Below are 15702 nucleotides of genomic sequence, written 5' to 3'. Positions count from 1 at the left end.
ATGGCGCAGAGCAACGAGCGTGCCGACCCACCCGGGGCGTTGAAGATCTCGGTCATCGGCTGCGGCTATCTGGGCGCGGTGCACGCCGCGTCGATGGCCGAGCTGGGACACGAGGTCGTCGGTGTCGAGGTCGACGTCGAGAAGGCCGAGGCACTGGCCGCGGGCCGGGTGCCGTTCTTCGAGCCCGGTTTCGAGGAGCTGCTGCAGCGTTCGCTGGCGTCGGGCCGGCTGAGCTTCTCCCCGCACATGAAGGCGGCGGCCGGGGCGGCGGTGCACTTCCTGTGTGTCGGCACCCCGCAGCGGCGCGGCGAGTACGCGGCAGACCTGACCTACGTGGAGGCGGCGACGGCGTCGCTGCTCGACGTGCTCGGTCCCGGTGAGCTGGTGGTCGGCAAGTCCACCGTCCCGGTCGGGACGGCGGCCAGGCTGGCCGAGCTGGTCGCCGAGCGGGTGCCGGAGGCGGCGCTGGCCTGGAACCCGGAGTTCCTGCGCGAGGGCTTCGCGGTGCAGGACACACTGCACCCGGACCGGCTGGTCTACGGCGTCGCCGACAGTGCCGCAGGAGGAGCTGCCGGAGCCGGTGCTCCGCCGGTCGACGCGGAGGCCCTGCTGGACCGGGTGTACGCGCCGATCGTCGCCGACCGGACCCCGAAGGTCGTCACCGACTACGCGACCGCCGAGATGGTGAAGACCGCCGCCAACTCCTTCCTGGCGACCAAGATCTCGTTCATCAACGCGATGGCCGAGCTGTGCGAGGCCACCGGCGCCGACGTCAAGCAGCTCGCCGACGCGATCGGGCACGACGACCGGATCGGCCGCAAGTTCCTCAACGCCGGGCTCGGGTTCGGCGGCGGCTGCCTGCCCAAGGACATCCGCGCCTTCATGGCCCGGGCCGGTGAGCTGGGCGCCGACCAGGCCCTCACCTTCCTGCGCGAGGTCGACAACATCAACATGCGGCGCCGGATCCGGATGGTGGAGCTGGCCCGCCAGGTGTGCGACGACTCGCTGCTCGGCAAGCGGATCGCCGTACTGGGGGCGGCGTTCAAGCCGGACTCCGACGACATCCGGGACTCCCCGGCACTCAACGTCGCCGCCCAGCTCCAGCTGCAGGGGGCGAACGTGCGGGTCACCGATCCGCAGGCGCTGCCGAACGTGCGCAGGCAGTGGGCGCAGCTCGACTGCGTCGACACCCCGGAGGAGGCCGCCGAGGGTGCCGACGCGGTGCTGCTGCTGACCGAGTGGCGGCAGTACAAGGAGCTGGACCCGGCCGCCTTCGGCTCGGTGGTGAAGACCCGGCGGGTGCTCGACGGCCGCAACGCGCTCGACCGGGAGGCGTGGGAGGCCGCCGGCTGGACCTACCGCGCGCTGGGCAGGCGCAACGTCTGACGCTGTGCCGCCGCCCAGTCGGCGAACCGGGTGGTGGGCAGGCCCAGGTCCCGAGCCGTGCGCGGCACGGCCGGTGCCGGGTGGCGGACCGTGAACTGCTGCGCCAGCACGAACATCTCGGGCAGTCCCGCGGTGCGTGCGATCTCCGGATCGTCGGTGACCGTGATCGCGAGGTCCCACGCCTCGGACAGCGCGGCCGCGGCGGCCCGGAAGCTCAGCAGGTCCCCGGCCAGCTCCAGCACGACGCCGTCGAACCGGTCCGGGTCGGCGAGCGCCGCGGCCCCCGCGGCGCCGATGTCGGCCAGCGCGATCCACGCCTGCTCGGCGTCGGCGTCGGCGGCCAGCACCATCCGCTCCGGATCACCCCCGGCGTTGTACATCGAGGGCTGCAGGAAGTTCTCCATGAACCCCGAGGGGCGCAGCACGGTGACCCGGCTCGCGCCGCTGCCGGTGAGGAGCCGCTCGGCGGCGAGCTTGGTCGACCAGTAGTGCGCCATCTGCTCGCCCCAGGTCCGCGGATCGACCGCGCCGGCGAGCCCGTGCACGCCGGCACCGCTCACCGAGGTGTGCACGACCTGCTCGACCCCGGCCGCACGCACCGCGTCGGCGATCGTGCGGGCGTGCCGCAGCTCGCGGTCGCCGAGCGGATCCGTCAGATCCGGCATCTGCACCGAGAACACCGCCCGCACCCCGCGGGCCGCTGCGGCCACCGACGACGGGTCGTCGAGGTCGCCGGTCACCAGGTCGATCCCGGCGTCGGCGAGCGCCCGGGCCTGCTCCGTGCCGGGATCGCGGACCAGAGCGCGCACCGGGAGCCCGGCCGCCTGCGCGGCCCGGGCCACCGCTCCGCCCTGCTTGCCGGTCGCGCCCGTCACGAGTACTGCCTGATCCATCGTCATCTCCTTGATCACTATCTCCTCGGTCACTGAAACGGAGAGCTTCTCCGGTTTGCAGACGCTACGATATGGAGAACCCCACCGTTTGTCGAGCAGCAGGAGCATCCGATGTCACCGGACACTGGTCGTGCCGACCGCAGGCGGAACCGGGAGCGGCTGGTCACGGCTGCGATCGAGGTGTTCGCACGGGACGGGGCGGCGGCGCCGCTGGAGGAGATCGCCCGGTCCGCCGGCGTCGGCTCGGCGACCCTGCACCGGCACTTCGGCTCCCGCCGGGAGCTGCTCGAAGCGGTGTGCACCGACGGGGTGGAGCAGCTTTGCCTGCGCGCGGACGAGCTGGTCGCGGGGGAGGGCGACCCGGGAGCCGCCCTGTGGGTCTGGCTCGACGAGCTCGTCCGCTACGCCGCGGCGACCCGCGGTGTGGTCGGCGTGCTGCTCACCGAGCCCGAGGTACCGGCCTGCCACAGCAACCGGCTGCGCGACGCGCTCGAACCGCTGCGGGCCGGGGCGATCGGGGCGGCGGCTGTGCACCCCGAGGCCGGCGTGGACGACCTGCTCGCGCTCGTCACCGGGATCTCCCGGGTCACCGACGACGACCCGGAAGCCGCGAGCCGGCTGCTGGAGCTCGTCCGGGCCGGTGTCGGATCACATTCGGTCGAAACGGCCACGAAAGGGTGACGCGCATGGGCGGAGCGTGATCGACTGATCGCGCAGCGGCACGAGGAGTGGGATCGACGGCCGCACCCGAACGAGAGGCCGACGCGTGAGCACCGAACTCCGTGCCGTGATCGACGATGCCCCGATGCGCCCGTTCCAGTGGCGGGCGATCGCGATCTGCGTACTCCTGAACGTGCTGGACGGCTTCGACGTGCTGGTCATGGCGTTCACCGGCCGGACGGTGGCCCAGGAGTGGGGTCTCGGTGGTGCCGAGCTGGGACTGCTGCTCTCCGCCGGTCTGGTCGGGATGGCGGCCGGCTCGCTCGCGCTCGCCCCGGTCGCCGACCGGATCGGCCGCCGTCCGGTGATCCTGATCGGGCTGCTGGTCGCCGGCAGCGGGATGCTGCTCTCCTCGCTCGCCCCGTCGGCGGTCGTGCTGGGTGGGCTGCGAGTGCTCACCGGGTTCGGCGTCGGCGGGGTGCTGGCCTGCAGCACCACGATCGCCACCGAGTACGCCGCGCGCCGCTGGCGTCCGCTCGCGGTGGGCCTGGTCGGGATCGGGTACGCGGGCGGGGCGACACTCGGGGGGCTGCTCGCCGTGTCCATGATCGACACGCTCGGCTGGCGCGCGGTCTTCCTCACCGGCGGTACCGCCACCCTGGTCGCGATACCGATCGTGCTGTTCGCGTTGCCCGAGTCGCTGCAGTTCCTGCTCACCCGCCGCCCGGCCGGGGCCCTGGAGCGGGTCAACGGGCTGCTGGGCAGGCTGCGAGTGCCCGCGCTGTCCGAGCTGCCCCCGCCGGTCGCCGGTGCGGCCGCCGCCCGCGGCTTCCGCGCACTGCTGGCGCCCGGCGTGCGACCCACCACGCTGCGCCTGTGGGCGCTGTTCTTCCTGGTCATGGCCGGCTTCTACGTCGTCACCAGCTGGACTCCGACGCTGCTGGTCGAGGCCGGGCTCTCCGAGTCGCAGGGGCTCACCGGCGGCACCCTGCTCAACCTCGGCGGGATCTTCGGCACCCTGCTGCTGGGCCTGCTGGCCGCCCGCTGGACGCTGCGCAGCGTCCTCATCGGCTACATGCTGGCGACCGGTGTGCTGCTCGCGGTGTTCCTGCCGGCCCTGGGCTGGCTGGCGGTGGCGTTCTCGATCGGGATCGTGATCGGGGTCGTGGTGAACGGCTGTGTCGGCGGCATGTACGCGCTGACCGCGACCGGCTATGACGACGGCATCCGGGCGACCGGGGTCGGTGCGGCGATCGGGATCGGCCGGATCGGGGCGGTCGTGGCGCCGACCGCGGCCGGTGCGCTGCTCGACGCCGGATGGACCCCGAACGCGCTCTACCTCGCCTGCGCGGTCCTGTTCGTACTCGGCGCCGCGGTGCTGCTCAGCTTCCGGCCGGCGGTGGCCACTGCGCCGACGGCCGGTGTGCAGTAGGAACGCAGGGTGACCTCACATCCCGTGCTGGCCGGCTCCGACCGGGAGTCCTACGGCTCCCTGCACCGACGGTCCACGCCGCGCGCGGAGCGCTACCGGCTCGGCCGGAGCCTGCGGAAGACCGCGCCGCGCTCCACGCTGGCGTCCTGGGCGTCCGCGCTGCGCCGGGTCGATCCGGTCGACCTGGTGGAGGCGACGAACACCGGCCGGGTGCCCGAGCTCGTCCCGCTGCGGATCCAGCGGATGAGCGCCTCCCCGCACGCCTTCCTGCGGGGATCCGCCGCGCTGCACGCCGCCGACTTCGCGGTGCTGCCCGCCACCGGGATCCACCCGGTCATCTGCGGTGACGCGCACCTGGGCAACTTCGGCTTCTACGCCTCCCCGGAGCGTGAGCTGGTCTTCGACCTCAACGACTTCGACGAGGCCCATCCCGGGGCCTGGGAGTGGGACCTGCGCCGGCTGGTCGCCTCCACCTGGACAGCGGGCCGCGACTCCGGGGCGTCCGAGAAGCAGTGCGAGGAGGCCGTCCAGCGCTGCGTGCGCGGCTACGCCGAGCACCTGCGGCTGCTGGCGGAACAGCCGTTGCTGAAGCGCTCGTTCGACATCATGGACGTCGACACGTTGCGCTCCGACACCGGGAACGCGAAGGCCCGGCGCGCCATCGACAAGGCCGCCGAACGCGCCCGCACCCGGACCAGCGACCGGGCGCTGCCCCGCTTCGTCACCGACGAGGGCGGCGAGCGGCGGATCGTCACCGAGCCGCCGCTGATCGCCCATCCCGACGAGGAGCACACCGAGCTGATCCTGGCCGCGCTCGACGACTACCTGGCGACCCTGCCCCCGCACTGGGCCCGGATCCTGGGCGGATATCACGCCGTCGACGTGGCCCACAAGGTCGTGGGCGTCGGCTCGGTCGGCCTGCGCGCCTATCTGGTGCTGTGCGAGGGATCCAGCCCGGACGACGTGCTGTTCCTGCAGCTCAAGCAGGCCCGGCGGTCGGTGGTCGCGCCGTACGTGCACGGCACCGAGGCGTGGCACGACCACCAGGGGCAGCGGGTCGTGGAGTACCAGCAGGCGCTGCAGACGGTGTCCGATCCGCTGCTCGGCTGGACGAGCATCAGCAGCCGGCGGCACGGCGTCCGGCAGTTCTACGTCCGCCAGTTCCGGGACATGAAGGGAGCCATCGTCCCGGACCGGCTGGACGGGCCGGCACTCGCCGACTATGCGGCCGTCTGCGGTCAGCTGCTGGCGAAGGGACACGCCCGCACCTCCGGCGCGTCCATGATCGCCGGCTACCTCGGCGGCGGCGGGCGGGTCGCCGACGCGTTGTGCGCCTTCGCCCGATCCTATGCCGACCAGACCGAAGCCGATCACGAGTCCTTGCTGCGCGCAATCCGCTCCGGTCGGCTGTCGGATCGGACACCTGGGCAGGTGCCGGGCGGCGCGATCGGCTAGGTTCTGGCCCCGTGACCGTCGTCGAGACACTCCTGGTCTACGTGGTCGTGCCGGTGGTTCTGTACTTCGCGGTCTGGGGATGGATCGCAGTACGCAGCCGGAGCGGCCGCTCCCGCAACACGTCGGGGGATGCGTGGCCCTACGAGCCCCTGTTCTGGATCGCCAACCCGGCCGGTGCCGCGCACGACGCTGCGCACGCACCGGCGGACGGCAGCGACGCGCGAGGAGGTACCGGTGGGAAGTGGTAGCGGCGTCGCCGTCTTCCAGGGCAATGAGGACGAGCTGCCCGAGGGCTCGGTCGTCACGAACTCCGGCCGCCTGTCGGTGGCTCGTGCGTTCCACGAGCCGGACCCGTCCGAGCAGCCGTTCACCCCGGTCCAGCTCTCCCGCCTGGACGACGCGCTGACCCTGACCAGCCGGGAGACCGGCCTGCGGTTCGCGCTCTACCTGGGCGATCTCGGCGACGACGCGCGCCGCACCGCGGTCGACCTGCACGGTCGCATCGACGGTTACGACGATGCGGTCCTGGTCGCGGTCAGCCCGAAGCAGCGGTTGCTGGAGATCGTCACCGGGGCCGAGGCCAAGGTGCGGCTGCCGGACCGCGGCGCCAAGCTCGCGCTGATGAGCATGGTGGCCTCCTTCAAGGAGGGCGACCTGTTCAACGGGCTTCTGTCCGGTCTGCGGATGCTGGCGGACCAGGCCGGTACCCGGCACTGACCGGGGGGTTTCTCCCCCGACCGGGCACGCGGCCGCCCGAACGGCGTAGGCACCAGCCGCGTGTCCGGTACGTGGACGACACCACGAAGGGCCGAACGGTTCTAAGGTGTCTTTATGCCGCGCCCTGAGGAGGCGGTCACGGGATGACCGCCGGGAGCCCGATCCTGATCGTCGACGACCACGAGCTGGTCGGTTCGGCGCTCGCGCTGAACCTGCGCGCCGAGGGTGAGGACGCCGCGTTCCATCCCGTGCGCTCGGCGGCTGCGGTGCTGGAGCGGGCCCGCGCCGGTGCACCCGGCCTGATCGTGCTCGATCTCGATCTCGGCCGGGACGCCGATGGCAACCGGATCGACGGCGTGCAGCTGGTGGCCCCGCTCGTCGAGGCGGGCTGGCGGGTGGTCGTGCTGTCCGGCAGTTCCGACGCCGGCCGGGTCGGAGCCGCGCTGGACGCGGGCGGTTTCGTGTTCGTCCCGAAGAACGCGCCCTTCCCGGCGCTGCTCAACGCGATCCGCGAGGCCCGGGTGGGACGCTCGGTGATGCCGCCGGGGCGTCGTGAGCAGTTCATCAAGCTGCACCGGGACCGGGAGACCGAGCGTCGCGAGCTGCACGGAAAGCTGGACAAGCTCACGCAGCGCGAGCGCGAGGTGCTGGCTCTGCTGGCCGGCGGGAAGCGGGCGCAGGCGGTCGCCGATCACTTCGTGGTCTCGCTCGCCACCGTCCGGACCCAGATCCGCGCGGTCCTCACGAAACTCGAGGTCGGTTCCCAGCTGGAGGCCGTCGCGCTGTATCGGAAGGCCGCAGGCTTCTGACCTGCAATTGAGCCGAATGGTCCTACGCCGTTAGGGCGTAAGCACCTATGGCGAACCGAACGTGATCGACCGTACGCTCCCGGTCCATGACGCCGTTCGTCCGCCAGGGTGACCCCCTCTCGCCATGTGTCACCGGCGTCATATCATTGACCTTTCATCAATCTGGGGGATACGGAGCGTAACGTGGCGGCCGGCAGCTTCAGCGGTGTCCTCGGGCGGCACCGCCGCGCGCGGTTCGTCGCAGGGCACCTCGCGGATCTCCTCGTCGTCGTCACGTTGTGCGTCGTCGTGGTGGCGGTCACCCGCCCCCAGGTGGTCGACGGCCGGATCGACGTCGGGATCGCGACCGCCGTCCTGACCCTGGTCGCGGCGGCGTTCGGGTCGGCCGCCGCGATCGTCGCACTGGTGACCGGCCGGCTCACCGGCGATCCGCGGCCGTCCTGGTTCGGGGCGGCGCTGCTGCTCTACGCCGTCGTGCTGCTGCCGATGTCGGCGCTGGTCGTACAGAACAACCCGGACGGTGTCGCCCGGCTCGCGGTGCTGTCGATGCTCGTGATCGGGCTCTGCATCCTGATCGCGGCGCTGCGCCCGCCCGCCCGGCTCGGTGCCTGGGGTGGCTGGGCACTGATCGCGGTCGCGCTCGCCGTCGGCGGCACGGTCGCGCTGCAGGAGGAGAGCCGGTTCACCACGCTGCTCGCCGGCAGCCCGCTGACCTCGCTCGTCGCGCAGGCCGGCTGGGCGACGGTCGCGGTGCTGTTCCTGCTCGACGGCTACCGGCGGCAGAGCCGTGTCCGGGCCCGGCTCGGCCTCGGGCTGCTGGTGATCGCGGTGTCCCAGCTCTACCGCACGGTCGTCCCGTCCGAGCCGGCCACCGGCCTCGCCTACCCGTCGCTGCGGATCCTCGGCATGGCCGTGGTGCTGTCCGCGCTGCTCGCGATGGCACTGCGTGCGGTGAGCCGGCTGCAGGACGACTACGACCGTCTCCAGGAGACCCTCGGCGACGCCACCCTGCTGCTGGAGCGGGCGGCCGGTCAGGCCGCGGAGCGCGACCACGAGCTGCGCAACGGCCTGGCCGGTCTCGCCGGCGCCGCCTACCTGCTCTCGCACGGCAGCGGCGACCCGCAGACCGGTCAGCTGCGCGACGCGGTGCTGTCCGAGCTCGGCCGGCTGCGCGAGATGCTGGAGAACCCGGTGACGGCGCACGTCGAGGACCGCCCGGATCCCGCCGCCGATCCGATGATCGACGAACGGGACGCCGCGCTGCTCGATCTCGGTCCCCGGTTCGGCCCGGCGGCCGCGGGGCCGGCCGAGCCCGCCGACTCGCACCGGGTCGACGTCGTCCTGCGTCAGCTGGTGAGCCTGCGCAGCGAGCTGCCGATCAGCCTGGCCGTCGAGGAGGGCCTCCCGGTCGTCGCGGCGCCGGACACGGTCACCCGCCAGGTCGTCACCAACCTGCTCGCCAACTGCGACCGGCACGCGCACGGCTCGCCGGTCGAGGTGCGGGGACGCAATGCCGACGAGCCGGGGTTCGTGACGGTCGAGGTCCGCGACGAGGGGCCAGGACTCCCGGACGGGCAGGACGAGCTGGTGATCACCCGCGGGGTGCACGACGAGAACGCCGGCGGATCCGGCCTCGGGCTGCACATCAGCGCCCAGCTGGCGCAGGAGTACGGCGGCGAGCTGGTACTCCGGACGGCGCACGACCCGCGGGGCTGCGTCGCCGTGCTCACCCTTCCGGCCGTCACCTGATCGGGGCGATCGGCCGATCACGCCCGCAGGTCAGCCCACCGAGCGCTACTTCGACGCGGACAGTCATTCCCCAGAAGCCCGTTGTGATCGCATACTGATCCTCGACGGTGCTCCCCGAGCGACGACGCACGGGCCGCCGTCCGTACGAAGGAGGTCACCATGGCGCACTCGAACGACGGCGCGGACAGCGCAGCCGGCACGCGGCCGAACGGACGCCGGTCGACGTCGCACTCCACGACCCCCTCGGCAGCGGTCCTCACACCGCCGACCGGTCTGCCCGCGGTCGAGCCGACGGCCCCGCCGCGGATCCCGGCCCAGCGGATCCCCGCCCCCGCCGGGCCCGGCACGCCGTCGCGGCCGGTGCAGGCGGGAGTGCGCCTGTGTGCCTGTGGGCACCCGGAGGAGATGCACGAGCACTACCGCTCCGGCACCGACTGCGGCGCCTGTGGTGCGCGTGCCTGCGGCTCGTTCCGGCTCGACGGCGACGACCGGCCGGTGAACCCGATCCGCCGGCTGCTGCGCCGCCGGCGCGGCTGACCGACCGGCGGCGGCCCCGGGGCCGCCGCTGGTGGCCGGCTACGGCTGCTCGACGGCGGTCGCCTGGTCCGGGGTGGACGGGGTCGGCTGGGCGTCGAACTCGCGCGCGGCGAGCGCGCGGACGATCCCGGCCCGCCCCTCCGAGACCAGGCGGCGCAGCGCGGCCGGCTTGGCCTCGTCGGCGAGCCAGCGGTCCGCCGCGTCGACGGTCGTCCGGTCCACCGCCCAGGACGGGAACAGGCCGATGACCACGTTCTGCGCCAGCTCCGAGGTGCGACGCGCCCAGACGCCGTCGATCTCGGCGAAGTAGCGCTCGACGTAGTCACCCAGCAGGCCCCGCTGGGCCGGGTGCGAGAAGCCGGCGATGATCGACTCGTTGACCGCGTTCGGCAGCGTGTCGTCGTGCACGGCGCGCTGCCAGGCCCGCTCCTTGGCCTCCGCCGTCGGCACCAGTGCACGGGCCCGCTCGGCGTGCCGGGCACCGGTCGAGGTCGGGTCGCGCTGCTCCTCCTCGGCGATCTCGGTCTCGCCGGCCTTCCCGTGTGCGACCAGCGCGTGCAGCAGGCGCCAGCGCAGGTCGGTGTCCACGGTCAGGCCGTCCGGAACCCGGACGTCGAGCAGCCAGCCCTTCAGCGCGTCCAGGGTGTTCTCCGGCAGCACCGACGCGGTGAGCGCGTTGACCACCGCGAGCTGGACGTCCGATCCCGCGGGAGCGGTGTCCAGCCGGAACCGCAGCGCGTCGGTCAGCAACGGCCAGCCCCGCTCGGCGGCCCACTCCGGGTCGCAGTACGACGCCGTCGCGGTCTGGGCCTGCAGCACCAGCCGCGCCGCGACGCCGATCTCGGCCTCGGTGTCGAAGCCACCGGCGACCAGGGTGACGAAGTCGCGGGCCTTCAGCTCGGCTTCGCGGGTCATCTCCCACGCCGAGGACCAGCACAGCGTGCGCGGCAGCGAGTCCGCGATGTCGCCGATCCGGTCCACCAGGGTCGCAAGCGAACCCGGGTCCAGGCGCAGCGCGCAGTAGGTCAGGTCGTCGTCGTTGACCAGCACCAGCTTGCCGCGGGGCAGCCCGACCAGCTCGGGCACCGCGGTGCGCTCGCCGGAGATGTCGAGCTCCACCCGCTGGGTCCGGACGAGCTTGCCGGTCGCCGGGTCGTCGTCGTACACGCCGACGGCGATCCGGTGCGTGCGCAGCTCACCGGCGCCGGGCCGGGCGCCGCCCTGCACCACGTCGAAGCTGGTGAACCTGCCGGCCTCGTCGACCCGGAACGAGGGCCGCAGCATGTTCAGGCCGGTGGTGCGCAGCCACTGCGTGCCCCAGTCGGACAGGTCCCGGCCGGACGCGGACTCCAGCGAGCCCAGCAGATCGTCGAACGTCGCGTTGCCCCAGGCGTGCGCGGCGAAGTAGTCGCGCAGCCCGGCCAGGAACGGCTCCAGCCCGACGTAGGCGACGAGCTGCTTGAGCACCGACGCGCCCTTGGCGTAGGTGATGCCGTCGAAGTTGACCTCGACGGCCTGCAGGTCCGGGATGTCCGCGGCCACCGGGTGCGTGGAGGGCAGCTGGTCCTGCCGGTAGGCCCAGGACTTCTCCAGGTTCGCGAACGTCGTCCAGGCGCCGGTGTACTCGGTTGCCTCGGCCTGGCAGAGCACGCTCGCCCAGGTCGCGAACGACTCGTTCAGCCAGAGGTCGTCCCACCAGCGCATGGTCACGAGGTCGCCGAACCACATGTGCGCCATCTCGTGCAGGATCGTCTCGGCGCGCCGCTCGTAGAGCGTGCGGGTGACCCGGGACCGGAAGACGTAGTCCTCCAGGAAGGTGACCGCGCCCGCGTTCTCCATCGCGCCCGCGTTGAACTCCGGCACGAAGAGCTGGTCGTACTTGCCGAACGGATAGGCCAGGCCGAAGCTGCGGTGGTAGAACTCGAAGCCCTGCTTGGTCTCGGTGAAGATCCGCTCGTGGTCCATGTGCGGGGCCAGCGATGCGCGGCAGAAGATGCCGAGCGGGACCTCACCGGACTCGTCGCGGTAGGTGTCGTGCCAGCTCCCGTACGGTCCGGCGATCAGCGCCACCAGGTAGGTGGAGAGGATCTCGGTCTGCTCGAAGGTGTGCACGGCACCGGTGCCGGTCGTCTCGACCGTGCCCGGCGCGTTCGAGATGACCTTCCAGTCCTGCGGCGCGGTGACGGTGAGCGTGTAGCGCGCCTTGAGATCGGGCTGGTCGAAACAGGGGAACATGCGCTTGCAGTCCGCCGTCTCGAACTGGGAGTAGAGGTAGACGGCCTGGTCGACCGGGTCGACGAAGCGGTGCAGGCCCTCGCCGGTGTTGGTGTAGAGACCGGTCGAGACGATCGTCAGTTCGTTGTCGGCGGCCAGGCCGGGCAGCGCGAGGCCGTCGGACTCGGTCCAGCCGGCGACGTCCAGGGCGGTGCCGTTCAGCTCGGCGGAGGTGATGCCCTCGCCCACCCACTCGATCCAGGTGCTCCCACCGGGCTCGGTGGCGGTGAAGCGGACGGTGGTGGTGACCGCGAACGTCCGCTCCGACGGTGCGCCCGCGCCGTCGGTGAGGTCGATCGTGATGTCGTAGGTCGACACCGCGATCTGCGCCGCGCGCTGCTCGGCCTCGGTGCGGGTCAGGTTGGGCGGGGTCATGGAGGTACTCGGGTCCTCTCCTGGATCGGTGTCGCTGGGCATCCAATCACGTGCCCCGATGGGCGGCCCGCGGAATCTCCGGTCGCCGGGCGTCGTTGCGTCGGACATGACGACTGCTGCTGCTGACGGACGTGCCCGGGTCGACGTCTGGTTCGATCCGCTGTGTCCGTGGGCCTGGCTGACCTCCCGCTGGGTGCTGGAGGTGGAGAAGGTCCGCGAGGTCGACGTGACCTGGCACGTGATGAGCCTCGCGGTGCTGAACGAGGGGCGCGAGCTCCCCGAGCAGTACGCGGACGCGATGCGCAAGGCCTGGGGCCCGGTGCGGGTCTGCATCGCCGCTGCCGAGCAGCACGGTGCGCAGGTGCTGGCCCCGCTGTACACCGCGCTCGGCGAGCGGATCCACAACCAGCAGAACAAGGACTTCGACGACGTGATCGCCGGGGCGCTCAAGGAGCTGGAGCTGCCGGCGTCGCTGGCCGAGGCCGCGCACAGCACCGACTGGGACGAGAAGCTCAAGATCAGCCACCACGAGGGCATGGACCCGGTCGGGCTGGACGTCGGTACCCCCACCATCCACGTCGACGGCGCCGCGTTCTTCGGTCCCGTCATCTCCCGGGTGCCGAAGGGGGAGGACGCAGGCCGGCTGTTCGACGGGGCCCGGCTGCTGGCCGAGAACCCGTACTTCTTCGAGCTGAAGCGGACCCGGACCGAGGACCCGTCGTTCGACTACTGAGCCGGCTGCCGAGCGGGCTCCGGCGTGTGACGATCAGGGCATGAGCACTCTGCAGCACTTCATCGGCGGCACCGGGACACCGGGCGGCGCCGAGCGGATCGACGTGACGGATCCGGCGACCGGTGCGGTCGTCGGATCCGTGCCGGCGGGCACCGCGCAGGACGTCGACCGCGCCGTCGCCGCCGCCCGTGCCGCGTTCCCCGGCTGGGCCTCGACTCCGGTGCCCGAGCGCGCGGCGGTGGTGCAGCGCATCTCCGACGGGATCCGGGAGCGGGCCGGCGAGATCGCGGCGTCGATCACCGCCGAGATGGGATCGCCGATCACCTTCTCGCAGAAGGTGCAGGTCGCGATGCCGGTCGGCTCCTCGGCGGCGTTCGCGGCGTTGGCCGCGGACTTCGCCTGGACCGAGGAGATCGGCAACTCGCTGGTGGTCCGGGAGCCGGTCGGGGTGGTCGGCGCGATCACGCCGTGGAACTACCCGCTGCACCAGATCGTCGCGAAGGTCGCCCCGGCGCTGCTCGCGGGCAACACGGTGGTGCTCAAGCCGACCGAGGTGGCGCCGCTGACCGCGCAGATCCTCGCGGAGATCACCGTGGCGGCCGGGCTGCCGGACGGGGCGTTCAACGTCGTGCACGGCACCGGCCCGGTCGTCGGCGAGGCGATCGCGGCGCACCCCGGCGTCGACATGGTGTCGTTCACCGGCTCCACCCGGGCCGGCAAGCGGGTGTCGGTGGTCGCGTCGGACACCGTCAAGCGGGTCGCACTGGAGCTCGGCGGGAAGTCGGCGAACGTGATCCTCGACGACGCAGACCTGGGGAAGGCGGTCAAGGTCGGCCTCGGAAACGCCTGGATCAACGGAGGTCAGACCTGCACCGCGTGGACCCGGATGCTGGTCCCGGCCGCGCGCCAGGAGGAGATCCTGGACCAGCTGGTCGCCGCGGCCGAGCGCTACACCGTCGGCGACCCGACCGATCCCTCGACCCGGATCGGGCCGATGTCCTCGACCGCGCAGCAGGAGCGGGTGCGCTCCTACGTCGAGCGCGGCGTCGCCGACGGGGCCCGGGTCGTGTTCGGCGGCCCCGGGTCGGTCGAGGGCCTGGACGGCGCCTACGTGCGGCCGACGATCTTCGCCGACGTCGAGCCGGATGCGGTCGTCGCGCAGGAGGAGATCTTCGGCCCGGTGCTGTCGGTGATCCCGTACGCCGACGAGGAGCAGGCCGTCGAGATCGCGAACAGCACGGTGTACGGACTGGCGGGTGCGGTCTTCGGGGAGCAGGAGCACGCGCTCGCCGTCGCCCGGAAGCTGCGGACCGGGCAGGTCGACGTCAACGGTGGGGCGTTCAACATCCTGGCGCCGTTCGGTGGGTACAAGCAGTCCGGGAACGGTCGCGAGCTGGGCCGGTTCGGGCTGGAGGAGTTCCTGGAGACCAAGTCCATCCAGCGCTGACGGGGCGGGCACGGCGGTGATCGTGCGGGTGCGATCGCGAACCGGATCCGTGGATCGGCCGTGCCGGGAAACGCGGATCGGCAGGGTGCCCCGCCGTGGACACCTGGTGGGAGCGGCATCGGTCGGCGTCGGTGCTCGGAACCGTGTTGCTGGTGGTCGGTGCGTTGACCGGCGCGCAGGTGGCGGTGGGGACGGTGACGGGTCCCGGCCCGGGGGAGGGCCGGGCCCGGGCGTCGCTCAGCCCGTACGGGGACGGGGCGCTCACCGTCCGGGCGGCGTCGGTGGATCGCCGGGTCGACGTCGCGACCGCCGAGGACGGCTCCTACCTGCTGGGGCACACCCCGGCGGGCAGCGACGTGGTGCTCGATCTGGACCTGCTCGAGGGTGATGCGGCCCGCCCGTGGTGGGTCGAGCCGGCGACCGGCCGGACCATGGAGCTCGAGACGCTCGAGAGCACCGGGATGGCCAGGTTCCCGATCCCCGACGGCGGCACGGCCTGGGTACTGGTGGTCGACGACGCGGCCGCGGGGTACCCGATGCCCGATGCGGGTGCGATCGCCGAGTTCGTGTCGGAGGCGGTGCGCGCCGGCGCGGCGAGCGGATCCGGCCAGGGGGCCGCCCGATCCGGCGACGGGGCGGTGGGAGACCGGATCCAGCAGGAGAGCCGGCCGGAACGGCGGGGCACGCAGGAACGCGCCGGGGACGCCCCTGCCTCGGGCAGCGAGCCGGACGGCCGGGAGTTCCGCGCCGGCGGGCCCCCCGGACGGTCGGACGACGAGCGGGCCGAGGCCGAGGATGAGGACGCCGACCAGCGCAGCCGGTCGGCACCCGGGCGCAGCACCCCGGACCAGGGGAAACCGGACAGCTCCGACTCGAAGAACCCAGGCCGCACCGACTCCGACCGCAAGGATTCCGACCGCAAGGATTCCGATCGCACCGACCCGGGAGACGCAGCCCCCGACCGCAACGTCTCGGACCCAGCCCCCGAACCGGGACCCGGCAACCCGGACGCCGCCGAGGACACCGAGCAGGAACCGCAGGCCCCGGCAGCACCCGCCCCCGAAGCGTCCTCCGAACCCGCCTGGGACCAGCTCGCCCGCTGCGAGTCCTCCGGCGACTGGTCGATCTCGACCGGCAACGGCTACTACGGAGGCCTCCAGTTCGACGAGCCTTATCTAGGGGTCAGCGAGGCGCTCAGGCATCTTCGGTTCTTATTGGATGGGGGCGCGTGACCG

The 15702-nt window shown here is 72.5% G+C and carries 14 protein-coding genes; 12 read left to right on the top strand and 2 right to left on the bottom strand.

The features are described 5' to 3' along the window. Positions 1–1386 (top strand): UDP-glucose dehydrogenase family protein, encoded by a 1386-nt coding sequence (locus tag Pdca_RS26090; RefSeq protein WP_197719827.1) that lies wholly within the window; start codon positions 1–3, stop codon positions 1384–1386. Here the strand turns inward: Pdca_RS26090 and Pdca_RS26085 are convergent. Then, complete coding sequence (locus tag Pdca_RS26085) at positions 1356–2279, bottom strand: NmrA family NAD(P)-binding protein (protein WP_232021207.1); 924 nt, start codon at positions 2277–2279, stop codon at positions 1356–1358. The genes Pdca_RS26090 and Pdca_RS26085 overlap by 31 nt on opposite strands. A gap of 111 nt (positions 2280–2390) precedes the next feature. On the opposite strand from Pdca_RS26085, the gene Pdca_RS26080 reads away from it, so the two are divergent. The 8 genes from Pdca_RS26080 to Pdca_RS26050 all read left to right on the top strand — a co-directional run bounded on the left by Pdca_RS26080 (position 2391) and on the right by Pdca_RS26050 (position 9638). Further along, on the top strand, positions 2391–2960 hold the full coding sequence (locus tag Pdca_RS26080; RefSeq protein ID WP_085910933.1) for a TetR/AcrR family transcriptional regulator: 570 nt from the start codon (positions 2391–2393) through the stop codon (positions 2958–2960). An 85-nt stretch (positions 2961–3045) separates the two neighbouring features. After that, positions 3046–4371 carry an MFS transporter gene (locus Pdca_RS26075; RefSeq protein WP_085910934.1) on the top strand — a complete coding sequence of 442 codons (1326 nt, stop codon included), beginning with the start codon at positions 3046–3048 and terminating at the stop codon, positions 4369–4371. Positions 4372–4380: 9 nt separating this feature from the next. Beyond that, positions 4381–5826 (top strand): DUF2252 domain-containing protein, encoded by a 1446-nt coding sequence (locus Pdca_RS26070; RefSeq protein WP_085910935.1) that lies wholly within the window; start codon positions 4381–4383, stop codon positions 5824–5826. An 11-nt stretch (positions 5827–5837) separates the two neighbouring features. Continuing rightward, positions 5838–6074, top strand: a complete 237-nt coding sequence (gene ctaJ / locus Pdca_RS37155) for an aa3-type cytochrome oxidase subunit CtaJ (RefSeq protein WP_232021206.1) — start codon at positions 5838–5840, stop codon at positions 6072–6074. Beyond that, positions 6061–6543 (top strand): DUF5130 family protein, encoded by a 483-nt coding sequence (locus Pdca_RS26065; protein WP_232021205.1) that lies wholly within the window; start codon positions 6061–6063, stop codon positions 6541–6543. Before ctaJ ends, Pdca_RS26065 begins: the two co-directional genes overlap by 14 nt. Positions 6544–6686: 143 nt before the next feature. Next, positions 6687–7352 carry a response regulator transcription factor gene (locus tag Pdca_RS26060; RefSeq protein WP_085910937.1) on the top strand — a complete coding sequence of 222 codons (666 nt, stop codon included), beginning with the start codon at positions 6687–6689 and terminating at the stop codon, positions 7350–7352. A gap of 183 nt (positions 7353–7535) precedes the next feature. Next, positions 7536–9101: a sensor histidine kinase gene (locus Pdca_RS26055; RefSeq protein WP_085910938.1), complete on the top strand. Its 1566-nt coding sequence runs from the start codon at positions 7536–7538 to the stop codon at positions 9099–9101. Between the two features lie 159 nt (positions 9102–9260). Beyond that, entirely contained in the window at positions 9261–9638 is a 378-nt protein-coding gene (locus Pdca_RS26050) for a hypothetical protein (protein ID WP_085910939.1), read from the top strand. A gap of 39 nt (positions 9639–9677) precedes the next feature. Here the strand turns inward: Pdca_RS26050 and pepN are convergent, their stop codons facing one another. Beyond that, positions 9678–12287, bottom strand: coding sequence for an aminopeptidase N (pepN, locus tag Pdca_RS26045; RefSeq protein WP_085910940.1), 2610 nt, complete (start codon positions 12285–12287; stop codon positions 9678–9680). 106 nt (positions 12288–12393) lie between these two features. Between pepN and Pdca_RS26040 the strand changes: the two genes are divergently transcribed. The 3 genes from Pdca_RS26040 to Pdca_RS37635 all read left to right on the top strand — a co-directional run bounded on the left by Pdca_RS26040 (position 12394) and on the right by Pdca_RS37635 (position 15699). Next, entirely contained in the window at positions 12394–13020 is a 627-nt protein-coding gene (locus Pdca_RS26040) for a mycothiol-dependent nitroreductase Rv2466c family protein (RefSeq protein WP_085911005.1), read from the top strand. A 40-nt stretch (positions 13021–13060) separates the two neighbouring features. Further along, complete coding sequence (locus tag Pdca_RS26035; RefSeq protein WP_085910941.1) at positions 13061–14467, top strand: aldehyde dehydrogenase family protein; 1407 nt, start codon at positions 13061–13063, stop codon at positions 14465–14467. Between the two features lie 95 nt (positions 14468–14562). After that, complete coding sequence (locus tag Pdca_RS37635) at positions 14563–15699, top strand: transglycosylase family protein (protein WP_085910942.1); 1137 nt, start codon at positions 14563–14565, stop codon at positions 15697–15699. Positions 15700–15702: the final 3 nt, after the last annotated feature.

It is taken from the genome of Pseudonocardia autotrophica, assembly GCF_003945385.1.
Classification (GTDB): domain Bacteria; phylum Actinomycetota; class Actinomycetes; order Mycobacteriales; family Pseudonocardiaceae; genus Pseudonocardia; species Pseudonocardia autotrophica.
This window is presented reverse-complemented; position numbering and strand designations above follow the sequence as displayed.

What these genes read in the sequence shown, in the direction of transcription:
- Pdca_RS26090 (WP_197719827.1), top strand. Translation starts at nt 1, where the DNA reads ATGGCGCAGAGCAACGAGCGTGCCGACCCACCCGGGGCGTTGAAGATC.
- Pdca_RS26085 (WP_232021207.1), bottom strand. Translation starts at nt 2,279, where the DNA reads ATGGATCAGGCAGTACTCGTGACGGGCGCGACCGGCAAGCAGGGCGGA.
- Pdca_RS26080 (WP_085910933.1), top strand. Translation starts at nt 2,391, where the DNA reads ATGTCACCGGACACTGGTCGTGCCGACCGCAGGCGGAACCGGGAGCGG.
- Pdca_RS26060 (WP_085910937.1), top strand. Translation starts at nt 6,687, where the DNA reads ATGACCGCCGGGAGCCCGATCCTGATCGTCGACGACCACGAGCTGGTC.
- Pdca_RS26050 (WP_085910939.1), top strand. Translation starts at nt 9,261, where the DNA reads ATGGCGCACTCGAACGACGGCGCGGACAGCGCAGCCGGCACGCGGCCG.
- pepN (WP_085910940.1), bottom strand. Translation starts at nt 12,287, where the DNA reads ATGACCCCGCCCAACCTGACCCGCACCGAGGCCGAGCAGCGCGCGGCG.
- Pdca_RS26040 (WP_085911005.1), top strand. Translation starts at nt 12,394, where the DNA reads ATGACGACTGCTGCTGCTGACGGACGTGCCCGGGTCGACGTCTGGTTC.
- Pdca_RS26035 (WP_085910941.1), top strand. Translation starts at nt 13,061, where the DNA reads ATGAGCACTCTGCAGCACTTCATCGGCGGCACCGGGACACCGGGCGGC.